This is a genomic window from Thermoanaerobacterium thermosaccharolyticum DSM 571 (assembly GCF_000145615.1).
Classification (GTDB): domain Bacteria; phylum Bacillota; class Thermoanaerobacteria; order Thermoanaerobacterales; family Thermoanaerobacteraceae; genus Thermoanaerobacterium; species Thermoanaerobacterium thermosaccharolyticum.
The window spans coordinates 1466198-1483403 of record NC_014410.1; the positions used below are offsets into that span (position 1 = coordinate 1466198).

The 17206-nt window shown below is 32.5% G+C and carries 18 protein-coding genes and 1 pseudogene; 4 read left to right on the forward strand and 15 right to left on the reverse strand.

Features of this window, described 5'->3' with window-relative positions; genetic code table 11:
* The first annotated feature begins 105 nt into the window (after positions 1-105).
* Positions 106-843, forward strand: coding sequence for a ribonuclease HII (locus tag TTHE_RS07265; RefSeq protein ID WP_013297945.1), 738 nt, complete (start codon positions 106-108; stop codon positions 841-843).
* On the forward strand, positions 840-1064 hold the full coding sequence (locus tag TTHE_RS15140; protein WP_231292625.1) for a YraN family protein: 225 nt from the start codon (positions 840-842) through the stop codon (positions 1062-1064). Before TTHE_RS07265 ends, TTHE_RS15140 begins: the two co-directional genes overlap by 4 nt.
* A 132-nt stretch (positions 1065-1196) precedes the next feature.
* Here the strand turns inward: TTHE_RS15140 and trpS are convergent, their stop codons facing one another.
* Genes trpS through ylxM form a run of 10 tightly spaced genes read right to left on the reverse strand, consistent with a single transcriptional unit; the run spans position 1197 to position 8474 of the window.
* Positions 1197-2180 (reverse strand): tryptophan--tRNA ligase, encoded by a 984-nt coding sequence (trpS, locus tag TTHE_RS07275; RefSeq protein ID WP_013297946.1) that lies wholly within the window; start codon positions 2178-2180, stop codon positions 1197-1199.
* Between the two features lie 18 nt (positions 2181-2198).
* Positions 2199-3731 carry a YifB family Mg chelatase-like AAA ATPase gene (locus TTHE_RS07280; protein ID WP_013297947.1) on the reverse strand — a complete coding sequence of 511 codons (1533 nt, stop codon included), beginning with the start codon at positions 3729-3731 and terminating at the stop codon, positions 2199-2201.
* A 10-nt stretch (positions 3732-3741) separates the two neighbouring features.
* Positions 3742-4578: a ribosome biogenesis GTPase YlqF gene (gene ylqF, locus TTHE_RS07285; protein WP_013297948.1), complete on the reverse strand. Its 837-nt coding sequence runs from the start codon at positions 4576-4578 to the stop codon at positions 3742-3744.
* A 42-nt stretch (positions 4579-4620) separates the two neighbouring features.
* Positions 4621-4959 (reverse strand): 50S ribosomal protein L19, encoded by a 339-nt coding sequence (gene rplS, locus TTHE_RS07290; RefSeq protein WP_013297949.1) that lies wholly within the window; start codon positions 4957-4959, stop codon positions 4621-4623.
* 14 nt (positions 4960-4973) lie between these two features.
* The gene (trmD, locus tag TTHE_RS07295) at positions 4974-5702 is read right to left on the reverse strand and encodes a tRNA (guanosine(37)-N1)-methyltransferase TrmD (protein ID WP_013297950.1); all 729 of its coding nucleotides are present in this window, start codon (positions 5700-5702) and stop codon (positions 4974-4976) included.
* Entirely contained in the window at positions 5702-6202 is a 501-nt protein-coding gene (rimM, locus tag TTHE_RS07300) for a ribosome maturation factor RimM (RefSeq protein WP_013297951.1), read from the reverse strand. The genes trmD and rimM overlap by 1 nt, the downstream gene beginning before the upstream one ends.
* Positions 6203-6211: 9 nt before the next feature.
* Positions 6212-6439 carry a KH domain-containing protein gene (locus TTHE_RS07305; protein ID WP_013297952.1) on the reverse strand — a complete coding sequence of 76 codons (228 nt, stop codon included), beginning with the start codon at positions 6437-6439 and terminating at the stop codon, positions 6212-6214.
* A 27-nt stretch (positions 6440-6466) separates the two neighbouring features.
* The gene (gene rpsP / locus TTHE_RS07310; protein WP_013297953.1) at positions 6467-6724 is read right to left on the reverse strand and encodes a 30S ribosomal protein S16; all 258 of its coding nucleotides are present in this window, start codon (positions 6722-6724) and stop codon (positions 6467-6469) included.
* Positions 6725-6754: 30 nt separating this feature from the next.
* On the reverse strand, positions 6755-8095 hold the full coding sequence (gene ffh, locus TTHE_RS07315; RefSeq protein WP_013297954.1) for a signal recognition particle protein: 1341 nt from the start codon (positions 8093-8095) through the stop codon (positions 6755-6757).
* A 25-nt stretch (positions 8096-8120) separates the two neighbouring features.
* Positions 8121-8474 carry a YlxM family DNA-binding protein gene (ylxM, locus tag TTHE_RS07320; RefSeq protein ID WP_013297955.1) on the reverse strand — a complete coding sequence of 118 codons (354 nt, stop codon included), beginning with the start codon at positions 8472-8474 and terminating at the stop codon, positions 8121-8123.
* Positions 8475-8689: 215 nt separating this feature from the next.
* Between ylxM and TTHE_RS13965 the strand changes: the two genes are divergently transcribed.
* Entirely contained in the window at positions 8690-8935 is a 246-nt protein-coding gene (locus tag TTHE_RS13965; protein WP_155812171.1) for a hypothetical protein, read from the forward strand.
* 223 nt (positions 8936-9158) lie between these two features.
* On the opposite strand, the gene TTHE_RS07330 is transcribed toward TTHE_RS13965, so the two are convergent.
* The 3 genes from TTHE_RS07330 to TTHE_RS07345 form a co-directional block, all read right to left on the reverse strand.
* On the reverse strand, positions 9159-9686 hold the full coding sequence (locus tag TTHE_RS07330) for a hypothetical protein (protein ID WP_013297956.1): 528 nt from the start codon (positions 9684-9686) through the stop codon (positions 9159-9161).
* Positions 9687-9784: 98 nt separating this feature from the next.
* The gene (locus tag TTHE_RS07335) at positions 9785-11002 is read right to left on the reverse strand and encodes a SpoIID/LytB domain-containing protein (protein ID WP_013297957.1); all 1218 of its coding nucleotides are present in this window, start codon (positions 11000-11002) and stop codon (positions 9785-9787) included.
* A 1087-nt stretch (positions 11003-12089) separates the two neighbouring features.
* Positions 12090-12872, reverse strand: a complete 783-nt coding sequence (locus tag TTHE_RS07345; protein ID WP_013297959.1) for a LuxR C-terminal-related transcriptional regulator — start codon at positions 12870-12872, stop codon at positions 12090-12092.
* A 480-nt stretch (positions 12873-13352) separates the two neighbouring features.
* On the opposite strand from TTHE_RS07345, the pseudogene TTHE_RS07350 reads away from it, so the two are divergent.
* Positions 13353-13760 (forward strand): annotated as a pseudogene (locus tag TTHE_RS07350) (IS1380-like element ISTps2 family transposase); the annotation flags it as partial.
* 18 nt (positions 13761-13778) lie between these two features.
* Here TTHE_RS07350 and TTHE_RS07355 read toward each other — a convergent pair.
* Positions 13779-14456 carry an ABC transporter ATP-binding protein gene (locus TTHE_RS07355; RefSeq protein ID WP_013297960.1) on the reverse strand — a complete coding sequence of 226 codons (678 nt, stop codon included), beginning with the start codon at positions 14454-14456 and terminating at the stop codon, positions 13779-13781.
* 17 nt (positions 14457-14473) lie between these two features.
* Positions 14474-17041, reverse strand: a complete 2568-nt coding sequence (locus TTHE_RS07360; RefSeq protein WP_013297961.1) for an ABC transporter permease — start codon at positions 17039-17041, stop codon at positions 14474-14476.
* Between the last annotated feature and the right edge of the window lie 165 nt (positions 17042-17206).

The following is a 17206-nucleotide window of genomic DNA, read 5'->3' on the forward strand; positions in this document are numbered from 1 at the left end:
CTCAAATTAAATATTTAAACATTATCATTATAATAATAAAAAGAAAAAAATAAAAGAAGGTATTTTATATATTTTTGTCGAATAAGAATAAGTTGGGTGATAAAAATGTCTGAACAGTCATTAAACATAAAAAGCTTAAAAGAACATATATACAATTACGGTTTGAATATTGATGGTTTAAAATTAAATGATAATGCTTTAAAATGGTTTGATAAGGAAAGATTAAGAATAGAGAATTTGACACAATACGAAAGAGAACTTTACAAATTAAACTACAAGGCAATAGGGGGCGTAGACGAGGTTGGCAGAGGGCCATTAGCTGGACCTGTCGTTGCTGGATGTGTTGTACTTCCTAAAGACGTATTTATACCGGATGTTAATGATTCAAAAAAATTAGGCGAAGAAAAAAGAGAATTATTATCAGAAGTTATTAAAAAGAATGCCATTGCTTATGGAATAGGAATAATAGATAATGAATACATTGACAGCGTCAATATATTGAATTCGACTTATGAAGCTATGAGAATCGCTATCTCAAAAATTGATGTAGAAATTGACTGTTTATTAATTGATGCTGTAAAAATACCAAATATAGACATAATGCAAAAGCCTATTATAAAAGGCGATATGAAAAGTATTTCTATCGCTGCAGCATCTATAATAGCAAAAGTAGAAAGAGACAACTTGATGAAAAAATATGATGAATTATATCCACAATATGGCTTTAAAAAAAATAAAGGCTATGGAACAAAAGAACATATTGAAGCGATAAAAAAATACGGCCCGTGTCCAATACATAGAAAAACATTTTTAAAAAAGATAATAGGAGAATCGAATATATGAATAACAAAATATTAGGTAATCTAGGAGAGAGCATCGCTGAAAAATATCTGTTGAAATCTGGATATGTCGTTGTTAGTAAAAATTTTAGATGTCCTATTGGAGAGATCGATATTATAGCTCTTAATAAAAATAGCCTAATCTTTGTAGAAGTTAAGACTAGAACTTCTACAAAATTCGGCTATCCAAAAGAAGCAGTAAACTACTACAAAAAAATAAAATAATTAAAGTTGCAGAAACTTTTTTATCGTATAATAAAAAGTACGCAAATTATTTATCTAGATTTGATGTCATTGAAATATTAATTGACCCAAAAACATTTAAACTAAATAACATAAATCATATCAAGAATGCTTTTACTTTATAGGCAATAGTCCCATTTTATCCTTGACTCTTTCTATAGTAACCTTTGCTATACTGCTGGCCTTTTCAGCTCCTTCTTTTAAAATTTCGTTAATATAATTTAAATCTAAATTCTTGTAATTATTCTGAATTTCAGAAAGCCTCTCTACTATTACGTCTGCCAGTTCTTTTTTTAATGTGCCGTATCCTTGTCCTTTGAATCTCGCTTCTGCTTCTTCAATGCTTATATCTGTAAATGAGCTGTACAGCGTTAATAAGTTACTTAAGCCAGGCTTATTTTCTGGGTCATATCTTATTACATTTTCTGAATCAGTTACTGCCCTCATGATCTTTTTCTTGATTTGAGAAGGTTCATCTAATAGGTTTATTTTGCTATATTGATTTTCACTGCTCTTGCTCATCTTTTTATCAGGTTCAGTCAAGCTCATTATTCTCGAACCTGTCTTCAAAATCATCGGCTCTGGCACCACAAAAGTTTCACCAAATCTGTTATTAAACCTTATAGCTATATCTCTAGTTAGTTCCAAATGCTGTTTTTGGTCATTGCCGACAGGAACAAAATTTGTATCATATAACAATATATCGGCAGCCATCAAATCTGGATATGTGAATAATCCAACTGAAACGGTCTCTTTTCCTTTACTTTTATCTTTAAATTGTGTCATTCTACTTAATTCGCCGAAATAAGTCATACATTGAAGCAGCCATGCAAGCTCTGGATGCTCTGGAACATGTGATTGTACAAATATGATTACTTTTTTAGGATCAAGACCTATTGCAAGATAAAGACCCGCCAATTCTATAGATTTTTTTCTTAAAGTTTCTGGATCCTGCGGAACAGTTAATGCATGTAGATCAACAATGCAAAATAAACAGCTGTAATCATTTTGAAGCTTTACAAATTGCCTCATTGCACCGAGATAATTGCCTATATGAATATCACCTGTTGGTTGTACACCTGAAAAAACTCTCTGCATATATCACACCTCTTTGCTTTAATTGCTTATATATTTATTGCTTAAATTCCTGTATTGAAATGCTTCCGCCACATGTTCATATTTAACATCAATACTCCCGTCCAAATCCGCAATCGTTCTTGCGACTTTTATTATTTTATTATATGCTCTGGCACTTAGACCTAGCTTGTCAAAGTAATCTTTAATCATTTCAGTCGTTTTTTCATCAAGCTTTATATACTTTTTTATCATATTATTCTTTAACTGAGAATTGAAAAATATACCGCTCCCACGATATCTTTGCAATTGTATCTCCCTTGCTTTTTTTACTCTATTCCTAACTACCTCTGATGTTTCAATGTTATTATTGTCTTCAAAATACTTCTGCTTGTCGACGCGGTTCACTTCCACATGCAAATCAATCCTATCAAGCAGTGGGCCTGAAATCTTATTTTGATAGCGCCTTATTTCATTTGGCGTACACCTACACTCGTGAGTCGAATCACCTAGATAGCCGCATGGACATGGATTTAAAGCAATAATTAGAATTACCTTAGCAGGATATGTAAAAGTTGCATTTACTCTAGATATCGTTACAAACTCATCTTCTAACGGCTGTCTAAGTGCTTCTATAGCATCCCTTCTAAACTCAGGAAATTCATCTAGAAATAAAACGCCATAATGTGCCAATGAAACTTCACCAGGTTTTGGAATTCTACCACCACCAATTAACGAAACTGTCGAAATTGTATGGTGAGGAGCACGAAAAACCCTATTTGTTATTAAAGATGCATTTTCAGGCAGTGTCCCTGCTATACTATGTATCTTTGTCACCTCTAAAGCCTCTTCTAAAGTCATTTCAGGTAGTATTGTTGGAAATCTTCTTGCCAGCATAGTCTTTCCTGAGCCTGGCGGTCCTACCAACATTATATTGTGCCCACCAGCAGCAGCTATTTCGAAAGCTCTTTTTACATTTTCCTGCCCCTTTACGTCAGAAAAATCTATATCATACTTTTCTCTTTTAAAGTATTCATCAATATCTATTTTTACCTGCTCAATTGGTTTTGTGCCATTAATGTATTCAACTACATCATTTAATGATTTTACGGGTATCACCTGAATTTCTTTTGTTACAGCAGCTTCTTTTGCATTATTGTTAGGTAAGATTATCCTTTTTACTCCGTATGACCTTGCATCCATTGCCATAGGTAAAGCACCTTTTATAGGTCTTAAAGAGCCATCAAGTGATAGCTCTCCCAGCAAAACCGTATCACTACCAACAGGTTTCACTTGCCCTGTACAGATAAGTATACCTATAGCAATGGGCAAATCAAATGATGTACCTTCTTTTTTTGTGTTTGCAGGCGCTAAATTAACAGTGATTTTTTCTACTGGAAATTCATAACCGCTATTTTTTATGGCAGCTCTTACCCTATCTCTTGACTCTTTTATTTCTGTATCTCCCAGTCCAACAATATCAAATGACGGAAGTCCATTGGATATATCAACTTCCACATCTACTATATATCCATCGATGCCCATGATTGCCATGCTTTTTGTTATAGATAGCATCAAAATCCCCCTAATCAGGCCTTTCAAGAGATATCTTCCCAAGTTTGCCTGTGCGAAAATCTTCTACAATAATTTTTGATGTACGCTCCGTATCAATATGCCCACCAGACGATAAACAGCCTCTCATTTTGCCTATTTCTCTTAATAAGTCATACAAATCAATGTCAATATTTTGAATCTTATATCTTTGCATCAAAAGCTCTGGATACTCTTGTTTTAAAATTTTTAGTAAACTAAATGCCAATTCTTCATGGTTCAACAATTCATCTTTAATTGCAGCTGTCAATGCCAGCATAATTCCAACATGCTCATCTTCAAATTTTGGCCACAGTATTCCAGGCGTGTCCAACAAATCAAAGTAAGGAGTCCGTATCCACTGTTTTGCTTTTGTTACCCCTGGTTTATTGCCTGTCTTTGCACTTTTTGTTTTTGATAGCGAATTTATAAGTGTTGATTTGCCCACATTAGGTATACCCACTATCATTGCCCTTAATTTGGCCTTTATTCCCTTTTGTCTTTTTCTATCTATTATATTGCTACATTCTTTTAAAGTCAATTCATATATTTCTTTAATACTGCTGCTATTCAATGAATTTATATTAAGGCTTGCAATCCCTAGCTTTTTAAAATATTCATTCCACATTTTATTAACAGCAGAATCAGATAAGTCAGCTTTATTAAGCAGAATAAGTCGTTTTTTATTTTTTACCAATTCATCTATAAGAGGGTTTCTGCTACTTTTAGGAATTCTTGCATCAATTAATTCATACACAATATCGACTATTTTTAAATTTTCTTCAATTAAACGCTTCGTTTTTGCCATATGGCCTGGATACCATTGATACATAAGTTCCTCCATATATTGAAAAAGGGACTAATCAAGTCCCCTTTACTTTTTCTCTTGAATTTTAGCAGCTTTACCAACTCTATCTCTTACATAATAAAGTTTAGCTCTTCTTACTTTGCCTTTTCTTACTACTTCTATCTTTTCAATTCTAGGTGAGTGAAGTGGAAATGTTCTTTCTACACCAACACCATAAGAAATACGTCTTACAGTAAAATTCTCTCTCAGTGAGCCACCGCTTCTTTTAATCACAACTCCTTCAAAGACCTGTATTCTTTCCTTGTCACCTTCAATAACTTTATAATGTACTCTTACAGTATCTCCTACATTAAACTGAGGTACTTCTCTCAATTGTTCTTTTTCAACAATATCAATTAAATTCATTTTTTCCCCTCCTTTCAAATATCTGAATACCCTATTTGCATAAGATAATCAATATCTTGTTTGGTTAAATATTTCTTGTCCAAGAGATCAGGGCGTAAATTTAATGTAAGTTCTAAAGACTTCTGTCTTCTCCATTTAGCTATCTCCGCATGATTACCAGACAGTAACACTTTAGGCACTTCCATACCGTTAAAATTTTCTGGTCGCGTATATTGAGGATATTCTAGTAAACCGTTATAGAAAGACTCATCCATAAAACTTTCATCTTGTGGCAAAACACCGTGTATCAACCTTGATACAGAATCAATAACTGCCATTGCAGCTATTTCGCCACCAGTCATGATGAAATCTCCCATTGATATCTCTTCATCTATCACTGAGTACGCCCTCTCGTCAATTCCTTCATAATGTCCACACAATAGTATTATTTCATCATATCTTGAAATTTCTACAGCTTTTTTCTGATCAAACTTTTTCCCCTTAGGGCCCATATAAAAAACCGGCATATCTTTAGATGATTTGACAGCATTAATTGCATCGTATATTGGTTGAACCATCATAACCATGCCATACCCGCCACCATATGGGTAATCATCCGTTTTTTTATGTCTATCCTTTGAATAGTCCCTGATATTAACCAAATTTACTTTAATCAAATCTCTTTCAATAGCCCTTTTTAAAATGCTATTTCTAAGTATTCCTTCAAACATATCAGGGAAAATCGTCAAAACATTGAATATCATTATAGTCCCTCCAAAAGGTGGACTGTCATTTTACGCTCTTTAATGTCAACCTTTTTTATTACATCTTTTATGGCAGGTATCAAAATATCTCTCTCATCGGTTTTTACAACATAGACATCATTTGCACCGGTTTTTAATACATCCTTTAATATGCCTAATTCTTTTTGATCATCTGTATATACTTTCATGTTTAGCAAGTCTTTGATAAAATATTCATCATCATCCAGCTTTACAGCATTGTCTCTTTTTATCTTTATCAACTTGCCTTTTAATTTTTCTGCTTCATTTCTATCATTTATTTCTTTAAATTTTACAATCACAAGATTTTTTATAAATCTGACTGTTTCAACATTTAAAGAAGTTTTACCTGTTTCCTCAAATATATAAACATAGTCTAAATCATAAAATCTATCTAAATGATCTGTAAGAGGAAAAACTTTTACTTCTCCATTTACACCGTATGCAGATGTTATCTTACCTACGGATAAATAATCATCCATGAAAATCACCTAAATTATTTCTACAACAACGCGCTTCTTTTCCTTTGTTGCAGCCGCTTTAACAACTGTTCTAATAGCTTTTGCAATTCTCCCTTGTTTTCCAATAACTTTTCCCATGTCTTCTGGTGCAACTTTTAACTCTATGATTATTGACTGCTCGCCTTCAATTTCATTAATCTGCACTGCATCAGGATTGTCAACAAGAGATTTTGCAATGAACTTTACCAATTCGCCCATAGATTATCCCTTCCTAAAACAGAGATTTTAATTATTAATTTTATCAAATATACCTTCTTTTTTGAATAGAGCCCTAACCGTGTCAGATGGCTGTGCTCCAACTTTTAACCATTTTATAGCTTTTTCTGAATCAATTTTTATTTCTTTTGGATTTGATACTGGGTTATAATAGCCAATTTCGTCTATAAATCTACCATCACGTGGAGACCTTGAATCAGCCACAACAAATCTATAAAATGGAGATTTTTTAGCTCCCATTCTTTTTAACCTAATCTTAACTGCCACTTTATCACCTCCTTCTTATGTGAATTATATTTATCTGAAAAATGGCATTCTTCTTTTGCCAATTTTCATGTTTTTGCCTAAATCCGTAAACTGCTTCATCATTTTTCTAGTCTGCTCAAATTGCTTTATCAGACTATTTACTTGTTGAATGGATGTACCACTGCCTGCAGCTATCCTCTTTTTTCTGCTGCCATTGATGATAGAAGGATTTTGTCTTTCTTCCTTAGTCATTGATTGAATTATTGCTTCAATTCTTTTTATAGCCTTATCACTTACATTTACACCCTTTAATTTTGACATATTTACACCAGGTATCATAGAAAACAGCTGATCTATCGGACCCATATTTTTCAGCCCCTGCAGCTGCTCAAGGAAATCATCGAAAGAAAACTGCTGCTCTAAAATCTTTTTTTGAAGCTCTAATGCTTTTTTTTCATCTATTTGGGACTGAGCTTTTTCAATTAAACTCAGGACATCGCCCATGCCCAAAATCCTTGATGCCATTCTGTCGGGATGAAATACTTCTATATCAGTTAACTTCTCTCCCGATGCTATAAATTTAATAGGCTTATGTGTAACAGCCTTTACTGATAATGCTGCACCACCTCTCGTATCGCCATCCAGTTTTGTTAATATAACACCGTCTATATCAAGCTTTTCATTAAATGACTCTGCCACATTGACGACATCTTGACCAGTCATTGCGTCCACAACCAGAAGTATCTCATTTGGATTTACAGCATCTTTTATATTTTTAAGCTCATCCATAAGTTCTTCATCGATATGAAGTCTTCCAGCCGTATCAATTATTACAACATTATAATTATTGTTTTTGGCAAAGTCAACAGCACCTTTTGCAATATCAACAGGTGTCGTTTTGTCACCCATAGAAAACACCGGTACATTGATAGATGATCCGACAACTTGAAGCTGTTTAATGGCTGCCGGTCTATATATATCACATGCAACAAGAACGGGATTTTTACCTTTAGATTTTAAATAATTAGCAAGTTTGCCACTTGTCGTCGTCTTACCGGAACCTTGCAACCCAACCATCATAATAATTGTCGGAGGCTTATCGCTGAAATTAATCTTGCTTTCTTTAGAGCCCATCAAAGCTGTCAATTCATCATTGACGATCTTTATGACATGCTGCGCAGGCGTAAGGCTTTCCATTACCTCTTGTCCTAAAGACTTTTCAGTAACAGTATTTATAAATTCTTTAACAACTTTAAAATTGACATCAGCTTCTAGAAGTGCTATTTTGACTTCCTTCATCGCTTCTTTTACATCTTTTTCACTTAACTTTCCTTTACCTCTAAGCTTTTTAAATATATCCTGAAGCTTTCCAGTAAGACTCTCAAAAGCCATTAAAAAACCTCCTAAAATATCTTCTTTACAATTCTATTCCCTCTAGCTCTTTTTGTATGTCGTCTAAAACTTTTAAAGCTTTTTCATCTGAAATATCATTTTTAGCTTTATCTATGATGAACTTTATTTTATTTATTCTCTCACTTTCAATATTGTACTTTTTGACAAGTCCCAACTTTTCTTCGTAAAATCTTAATACACTCTCGGCCCTTTTGAGCGAATCGTAAACACCCTGTCTCGAAATATTAAGCTCCTGCGATATCTCGCCTAATGAATAGTCATCCATATAATACATTTTAAATATATCCATCTGTTTACCTGTAAGTAGCGAGCCGTAAAAATCAAATAAAACATTCATTTCCACAAAATCTGTATTCATAAATACCACCTGTTAAGGTACTGAGCTTTACAGATAAATTTTATATGAGAAAAATTATTTTGTCAAGTTTTTTATTCTATATTGTGGTTAACCTGATACAAAAAATAATATACTCAAAATTGGAGTATATTATTTGGAGTACTATAATAAAAATGCAGTCACAAAACTCACGAAATACGATAAAATTATTAATGTATGAAAGTGAGGAATGTACAATGACTGCCTATGAAAAACATTTAAGGAAGAAGCTGTTAAATTATCAGACGAAATTGGGCTTGCCAAAGCATCAGAACAGCTGGGTATCCCATATGATACCCTTTCAGGATGGAGACAGAAACGTAAGAAGTACAATGAGAAAGCACATGTTGGAAACGAAAATAAACGTACACAAAGTCAAAGCAGCCGGGAAAATGAGCTTGAAAAAGAGAATGCAGAGCTACGCCGTGCAAATGAGATATTAAAGGATACCCTTGCTTTTTTCGTCAAAGACAGCGGGATTCATATATTGCAAATTATCTGGATTGGCTTAAAATTTAGTGTTTTGACCATCAAACGGGAAATACTTATTGAATATCCATAGCATAATTGGTTATATTAATAGCCAAGCGCAAAACGTTGAAGTGCCAAATTATCAACAAGTAACTTTCTCCGCCATACCAAATCCCGGTATAAAGCTATTATATATTATTTTAATTTTAAACTTTTTGCAATGTTCAAAGCGGTTTGTTCATCAACATCAGCAGTATTAAAATATAGGTCATAAGCAATCTTTTTTTCCTTGATAATAAAAAACAGGTGTACCTGCTCGGTTACAGTTGTTTCACCAGATGCAGCCGGGGGTGTAATTTTAAGTTTTTCCTTCACTACTTCCGTAAAAAATCCTTCAAGTGTTTTTGATTCGATAACTTCTGAATGGTTTGGCTCAAGCTGTGAAATTGGTTGTTCTGGATAATATCCTATAATATCCAGTCCACCTATCTTTTTGTTTTCTTTCTTAAATGCAAGTATATTCCCATCTAATTTCTCTGCTGTCCATTCTTTTGGAATTGAGATTTGATAAAGATCGGTTTGAATGTTTTGTTTCAATTGTGTATTTTGGGATTGATTCAATTGCTGTTCAGGATTAGTGTTAAGTTTTTTGGTTTCATTTGAACAAGATGTAAAACTCAACAAGAATATGACTGAAAATAGCAAAATAAAGAATCGATTCATTTATATGCCTCCGTTTTGTAATAATTTTACTTAATTAATATTATACGCGTTGAAAGAACCACTTAAAAGGGAATCTTTCAACGCATATCAGCTTACTTTTAATACGAGAATGTCGCTATTGCACCCGATGACTTATCAGAGTTATCGTAGTAATAGTGGCACATTTGAATATAAGTTTTTGTTCCCTGGTCAGCCCAATATTTTGTCCCCCATTGAGACATTTTACCTGAGCTTTGTGTTCCAGGCTGTCCTTGTGTACCTGCCAAGTATTGTGTTTCAAAAACAGCTCCACTTGAATTTTCTAACCCTACGCCTCCAACATTATTTATTGCAGTTGTAGTGGAACTTACCTCTGTATTATCAATAAACACTTGGTCTGCTGTTGTATCTTTTACGTCAGCATTAAGCGAAGGCCACTTTGGATGGTAAACATGATACCAGCCGTACATTTTAACAGCCATTGCACCTGCTTTTAACGATTCCGAAGGCCAAGTTGAATACCATTCATTGGGAAGTACGTTTTTTACATAATAGTAGAAATCTGTACTTATTGTTTTGTGGTAATTGGGATCCGATGAAGAACGATCATGATAAACCCTTATGTAATCAGGACGTACGTGATCGCCTGTTGATAACACTCCCATTGGAGCTTCTTGTATATCTGCAGAGTTTATTCCTTTTTCAATTTGAATGCCGCGGTAACTGGCTTTATTACTTTCAATAAGCTTTCCTTCTTTATTAACAATATCACCATTGATTCGAGCTTTAATTATTTTCAGTGCTTCCTTCTCATCTTCGCTGCCAAATCCATAACCAGCGGGTATAAGTATTTCCAATGGAGCATCTGACATTTCAATTACTTTCCAATTGTCGGCTTCCTTGCCCAACACTACTAAGTTATAATTTACTCCATTGAAGAAATATTTGTTCTCTTTTTTTACTCTGTAATCTATCCCAACCAAATATGCCTGAACTTCATTATACTGCTGTTTATACTGGGATAGATTAGTTAATTGGGCAACCACATCATCTGAAAGGGCTTTCATTTCCTTAATTTTTGCTGATTTTACATTAAATATACCCAACCCATTCTTTGCATTATCAGCGTCATTGATAAACCCTTGAATACCTTCTCGATTTATATTTGCCTGTAGATCAACATAAGTTTTCCAATCGCCTTTGTTGATTGAATCGACAAGCAAATTGACAACTGTCTGAGAGTTATCAACTTTATCATTAACACTTACTGCAAATGCGGATGAGAGACTTAATACGAGCATACATACTACTATCAAAAATGTAACTGTACGTTTCATTGCAATATTCCTCCTTGTTTTTTTATGATTGACTTTACACCCCTTTGGGTGTATCTTTGTAGTGCAAGGCTCTCTAATATCCTCTTAATCAAAGACTTTAAGTGGTCAGAATTAGGTGGATAAATTGGAGCCTTTTTTGTTGCCTGATAATGTATCCGGTGACCTTATATTTAACATGATGTGTACCTCCTTTCGCTTTTCTTTAGTTTTTTGAGGAAGTCCCAATTAACCATTTGGAGTTGTCAATAAAAGTACAGTCTGAAAACTCACGAAGTAAATTTTTGTATATGAACGAAGCGTGTTGAAAGTTCATATCTATGAGTAATGTCTGCATCTATACAACAATGAATACATTTTAAATTACATCTATTAGTTAGTTCAAAACCAATTGACTTGATATTATTAGATTCAAAAGTATTATTAATAAGCTTTTTATTAAGAAGTCTATTATAAACTTCTGTTATAAATTTTTTATCTTCATTATCTATTATGCAGTTATTTAATTCCTCAATATCTAATCTATTATTTACAACATATTTAAATATATCATATACTTCCTTTTGATATTCTAATCCATTGTCCACTTTTTCTATTATATATTACAACGTTGTTATCATATTCAATGGTATGCGTATAATTACTAAAAACAATTTTTGAAGGGTTCACATGTACACCGCCCTCCATTTATAATTTTTAATTTTCTTTTAATATCTCACTCATTCTCAGATTCTCACGATCTTCAAAGAAGCTCTCATTTATATTAATGCTATTTATTTATGAATTTTACATGTGATAAGTAACCTAAATAAGCTTCTATTGTTTTTTCCATATTTTGGCTTATGGATTCCACTTAAGCTCATGTGTCATACCCTCCCATGTCTCACAGGATCTTTGTCCTTAATTCCTTCGTTCTGCCTTACATGAAGTAGATGTCAGCTATGCTCCCTTTGATATTAAATATTTAATCAATTCTTTAACGAATTGATTTCTCTATTTTCATTTTACAATGATAAATTTCCAATGTCTACTATATCTTTGTATAGTTTTTACATAAAAACCAAAAAACTATACAAAGATATAGTCTAGTTTATTCAATATCTATTAAATTTAACTTTGTTGCCTCTACTATTGCTTCTTGAATGCTTTTTACACATAGTTTCTCAATTATTTTCTTCTTATGATATTTTACAGTAACTGGTTTAATCCCAAGTTCTCTTGATATTGTCAATTCTTTATAGCCTTTTGCAAGCATTATCAATATTTTTATTTGTTTGTCTGTAAAATCTATATTTTTGTTTACTAGTTCAGAATTCTTTAAACAGTTTTTATATTCATTGGCAATTTTATCTGAAAGCAATTCGACAACCACATTCATTTCTTCTGTCATATCTTTTTCTATCGTTGAAACATCTAAATATCCTATTATTTTTTCATCTACAATTATTGGAGCAGCAATGCAATGCCATTTTTTTAGAATGTCACAATAATGATACTGGGGTTCCAAATATACTAATCTTTTTAGTTTCATCGCCATTGATATGGCATTTGTACCTATGGCTTCTTCTTTAAAAGATATGCCAATTGAACAGTCAAAATTGATGTGACATAGGATTTTCTCATGACACATCGTATCCAAAAGATATCCTTCATCGTCAGTTAATAAAAATATGTATTTATCCTTTAAGCTCCTTAAAATATTGCCAACAACATTTTTAAATGTCTCAATTAATGTCATATTTTTCTTTAATCTGATTTGCAAATCATTTCCTCTTGAAATTATTGCAGGATGTGCAATCGAACTTGTAAGCCCTGCTTCTACGCATCTTTTGTATGAATGAAGTATTTCATCATATATTTGCATATTTCCCATATAAATCTCCCGTAAAACTTTCAAATTTACTCTCTCACAATATAAGACAAATTTTTAAAAGATTTGTTACTGTTTTTTATAAAAAAATTTTTATATTTTTTTCATAATTAACAATCAATTGTATCTTTGTGAACAAGTACACAAATTCCCACACCTTTTCGCAAATATCTAATACTGTGAAAATTCTTTACCTCCTCAAACAGAAAATTCCCCAAACAATAAGTCTGCGGGAACATAAAACACACTTCAATATTTAATTAAAAATCTTTAAAGCCTTTGATTTCAACATATTTATTCTTACTTTTATTAAACTTGGATTCAGCAGATGAATTTACAAAATGTCCAAATAGAGCTATTTAAAGACTAAAAAATGTGAAAAAATTTTTTACAAAAAATATAAAAATATATGGAAATTCTCCTTTTTCTGATAAAATTTAAGTGTCAAACAAAAAAATTAACAGAAAGGAGAATCTCCATAATATGGGTTTAACACTTAATCTTACAAGAGAAAAGGGGTTTTTAAAATATATTTTACCAACAATTTTTGACAATTTTACAGTATCAAATAATGTAACCTTCACATATATACAAGCATTCAAAGAAAAAATCGGCTTTGATAAAATTCTTTCAAGTATATTATCCTTTAAAAAAGCGCCAAATGCTGTCTTTCAGCCAGCCGAAGTTATTGACTTTATGACTGATTCTGTAATTCAAGGAAATACTCGCTTTCTTCACATGGACCAATTGAGATATGATAATGCGTACACAAAAATTAAATGACATAAAGTCCCCAGCAAAAAAGTATGCAGAGACTTAATTAAAGCCATTCCTAAAAGTTCTCTTGAAGAATTAAGACTTATAAACAAACCTTTGCTTTCATTGCAATCAAGCTGTAAAAATACCCTCCTAATTGTTCAAGTAGCTTAGAATCTTGCCATCTTGTATTGTTATGCATACATCTGCTGATGCTGCTATATCTTTATTATGAGTTACCATAATCAAAGTCTGTCCAAATTTTTCTACACAGAGTTTAAAGAATTTCATCACTTCATCCGCTGTTTTACTGTCTAAATTACCTGTTGGTTCATCTGCAAATATTATATCTGGTTTGTTTGATAGTGCCCTTGCTATTGCTACTCTTTGCTGCTGTCCTCCTGAGAGTTCATTTGGAAAGCTTTTTATCTTGCTCTCTAGTCCTAAAATTTCTATTATTTCCGATATGTAGTCCTTATCTATTTTTTTATTATCTAATGATACTGGCAATGTTATATTTTCATACACGTCTATAACTGGTATAAGGTTAAAGCTTTGAAATACAAATCCGAAGTTTCGCCTTCTCAGTATCGAAAGTTTTTCTTCTGATAGATTAAATATATTCTCACCATTTAATAATACTTCACCTGATGTAGGCACATCTAGTCCTGCCATGCAGTGAAGCAGCGTACTCTTACCTGAACCGCTGGGGCCTATTATAGTAGTGAATTTTCCCTTTTCTATAGAAACTGATACTTCCTTTAAAGCCTCTACTTTATTGTCACCTTTACCGTATATCTTAGTCAATTTTACTGTCTCTAATATGCTCATAATCTCCACCTCATCTTTTATTCGGTTATATTTAAGCCTTCTACTATATTAAGCTTTTCTACTTTCTTTGCAGATACATAAGATGACAATATGCATATAACTATAACTATAGCACTGTACAATAGTATTGGTATAACCGGAAATTTAAATTGAGGCAAATGAGTAGCACCAAATCCATGGCTATAGTCTTCATTTAGCATTTTATAAAATCTATAAACTCTATATCCACCTATTAAAGCCGCTATTATGCTGCTTAAAAGGCCATAAATAATCGATTCTTTTATTATCATGCTTTTAAGCTGCTTGACTGTCATGCCTATTGCTCTAAGTGTGGAAAACTCATTTGTACGTATCAATAAGTTGGTTTTTAGCGTATTATATACATTCATGCCTGCTATTAGCAGTATTAGTGATACAATCAAAAAATCGGATTTTAATTTTCGAGTACCAAAGTTTTTATATGTCTCAATATAGCTTAGCTTACTTTCCATTTCTGCAAATGGCTTATTCTCTAAAATCTTGTTTATTCTATTATACACATAAGTATCCTTTCCCGGTTTAGACTGCACACTGATCTGTTCATATGTACTTTTCCCTGAAATGGTCATTAAGTATTTCTGAGGAAGTATTACCTCCATATACCTTCCTCGCGTACTATCCCCTCTAAATATCCATTCCTGTTTTAGTAGTGCACCTACTCTGACATTTTGCTCTTCATATGTTATCTTATCACCTTTGGCAACAGGAATCCTTATGGTTATGATATCACCTACATTTAAATCTTTTCTAATTCCTTCGAGCTTATGGTTATTTAAAATATCATAATAATAGTTATACACAACTGCATTTGGATATTTATCTGATGAATTATTCAGTGATGACATGTACCCTTTATCTATATACTTCTTAAATCCCTGCAACTGATCATCATCATAGCCTTTTACTTCTATCGTTGTTTCCACATTTTTATTTGTATTTGAAATTCCATTGTACTTTTTAAAGTCATTATCTAAATCATTTACATCAGATTCTAAAAACCCTATCATAGATACTTTTGTACCTACTTTTTTCACTCCTTCTATCTGAGATATGGCTTTTACATCATCATTTGTATAACCTGTAAAATAAGGTTCTGTATTTGTACCAAATGATAGTTTAAAATCATTATCCTGCATGTTAGTAATTGTAATAGACATTGCACTAATTAAACTTTCCTTATTAACAACTGCGATATCATTTATAAATAAATATCCTGCCATTGCTACTGATACAACTATTATTATAGTCCTCCACTTATTTCTCCACACATTTTTATATGCCATCTCACCTGTTATACCAGATATCTTTTTTATAAACTTATGGTATCCTCTATTTCTTTGCTTTCCACCTGATCTATCGCTCTTTCTCATAGCTTCTATTGGTGATATCATGCCTGATATCCATATCGGTATTATGCTTGAAACTATGACAGTTAAGGCTCCAACTTTTACAGCATTCCATACGTTTTTCATGCTTATGTATACTGATGATTCTGATACATCTATATTAGTAGATACAAAGCTATACAGTTTAATTCCAAAGTAGGAAAATGCAATTCCCATCAAAAGACCAAGAACTAATCCAATGATGAGAATAAATAAGCTTTGAAATCCTATTATCAGTCTCACTTGTTTCTTTGACGACCCTATAGCCCTCATCATACCTATTTGTTTTATCATGTCTATTAAAGATATGTTAAACATGTTATATATAAGAAGAATCGCTGTAATTACTATCAATATATTAAACTGATATGTAAAAGCATTTGTGCTTTGAGCACTAAAATCATTAAGGGCTGCTATTAGCTGGCTATTTACTTCATAGTCCTGTCTCCCTATATTGTACCTTTCTCTTATTTGATTTAATTTTCCCGACAGGTTTGCATTTGATTTTAGCTTAACAATTTCCTCATATGTTATAAGATTGTCAGGCAATACATTATTTTCGCCTTCTTTAAAGTATGTAAATCCTCTCAGTGAATAGTACCCCTCATAATATTGTTTGGGCTTATCTAATATCCCCACCAATTTGAAGGACTTGTTTTCCATGTATATTTGGTTCAGGCCGTTTTCATCTTTATATTCCCTTTTGATTTTAAAATTTATTGTCTCACCCAGCTTTTCTTTAAGTCCCATCTTTTTTAAAGCCTGTGATTCTAATACTATTTCTCCTTGTTTATTAGGTAAATGTCCTTTTATAAGAGTGTATCCACTCATTTCTATGTAGTCTTTGTCTGTTGAATTTAATATCATTGAAATACCATTATCAGTAACAAGATTTCCTAGATTAGCTGCTACTGCAGATTTACTTACGTCTTTATCATTTTTTATTTTCTCAGTCAAGTCTTTATTTAGATTAGTAAATATGCCCTGATATGTTCCATACATTTTGTAAATATTAGCAAGCTGGTTTCTGCTCTGGCTTTCAAATATAACGTTAGTACCAAATACAAGCATTACTGCCAAGGCGACACCTAATACTAAAGCAATCGTCCTTCCTCTTTGTTTTTTCAGATATGCTAATGCTAAATGTATATATACCTTCATTTCTATCAACCCCTGTTTTTATATAGTTCCTGCATAACCTCCTGTATATAAAGACGTTTAAGTCATAAGAATGACTCACACACATACCATATTGATTCACCACAAAATCCCGTGCTGCAAAATATAGAATTGCACTAATTTTTATAAAGAATCCTTTCAGTATTA

What these genes read in the sequence shown, in the direction of transcription:
- rplS (WP_013297949.1), bottom strand. Translation starts at nt 4,959, where the DNA reads ATGAATTTAATTGATATTGTTGAAAAAGAACAATTGAGAGAAGTACCT.
- TTHE_RS13965 (WP_155812171.1), top strand. Translation starts at nt 8,690, where the DNA reads ATGACTGCCTATGAAAAACATTTAAGGAAGAAGCTGTTAAATTATCAG.
- TTHE_RS07345 (WP_013297959.1), bottom strand. Translation starts at nt 12,872, where the DNA reads ATGGGAAATATGCAAATATATGATGAAATACTTCATTCATACAAAAGA.
- trpS (WP_013297946.1), bottom strand. Translation starts at nt 2,180, where the DNA reads ATGCAGAGAGTTTTTTCAGGTGTACAACCAACAGGTGATATTCATATA.
- TTHE_RS07330 (WP_013297956.1), bottom strand. Translation starts at nt 9,686, where the DNA reads ATGAATCGATTCTTTATTTTGCTATTTTCAGTCATATTCTTGTTGAGT.
- TTHE_RS07355 (WP_013297960.1), bottom strand. Translation starts at nt 14,456, where the DNA reads ATGAGCATATTAGAGACAGTAAAATTGACTAAGATATACGGTAAAGGT.
- TTHE_RS07335 (WP_013297957.1), bottom strand. Translation starts at nt 11,002, where the DNA reads ATGAAACGTACAGTTACATTTTTGATAGTAGTATGTATGCTCGTATTA.
- ylxM (WP_013297955.1), bottom strand. Translation starts at nt 8,474, where the DNA reads ATGAATACAGATTTTGTGGAAATGAATGTTTTATTTGATTTTTACGGC.
- TTHE_RS07360 (WP_013297961.1), bottom strand. Translation starts at nt 17,041, where the DNA reads ATGAAGGTATATATACATTTAGCATTAGCATATCTGAAAAAACAAAGA.
- TTHE_RS15140 (WP_231292625.1), top strand. Translation starts at nt 840, where the DNA reads ATGAATAACAAAATATTAGGTAATCTAGGAGAGAGCATCGCTGAAAAA.
- TTHE_RS07265 (WP_013297945.1), top strand. Translation starts at nt 106, where the DNA reads ATGTCTGAACAGTCATTAAACATAAAAAGCTTAAAAGAACATATATAC.
- ylqF (WP_013297948.1), bottom strand. Translation starts at nt 4,578, where the DNA reads ATGTATCAATGGTATCCAGGCCATATGGCAAAAACGAAGCGTTTAATT.
- TTHE_RS07280 (WP_013297947.1), bottom strand. Translation starts at nt 3,731, where the DNA reads ATGCTATCTATAACAAAAAGCATGGCAATCATGGGCATCGATGGATAT.
- trmD (WP_013297950.1), bottom strand. Translation starts at nt 5,702, where the DNA reads ATGATATTCAATGTTTTGACGATTTTCCCTGATATGTTTGAAGGAATA.
- rimM (WP_013297951.1), bottom strand. Translation starts at nt 6,202, where the DNA reads ATGGATGATTATTTATCCGTAGGTAAGATAACATCTGCATACGGTGTA.
- TTHE_RS07305 (WP_013297952.1), bottom strand. Translation starts at nt 6,439, where the DNA reads ATGGGCGAATTGGTAAAGTTCATTGCAAAATCTCTTGTTGACAATCCT.
- ffh (WP_013297954.1), bottom strand. Translation starts at nt 8,095, where the DNA reads ATGGCTTTTGAGAGTCTTACTGGAAAGCTTCAGGATATATTTAAAAAG.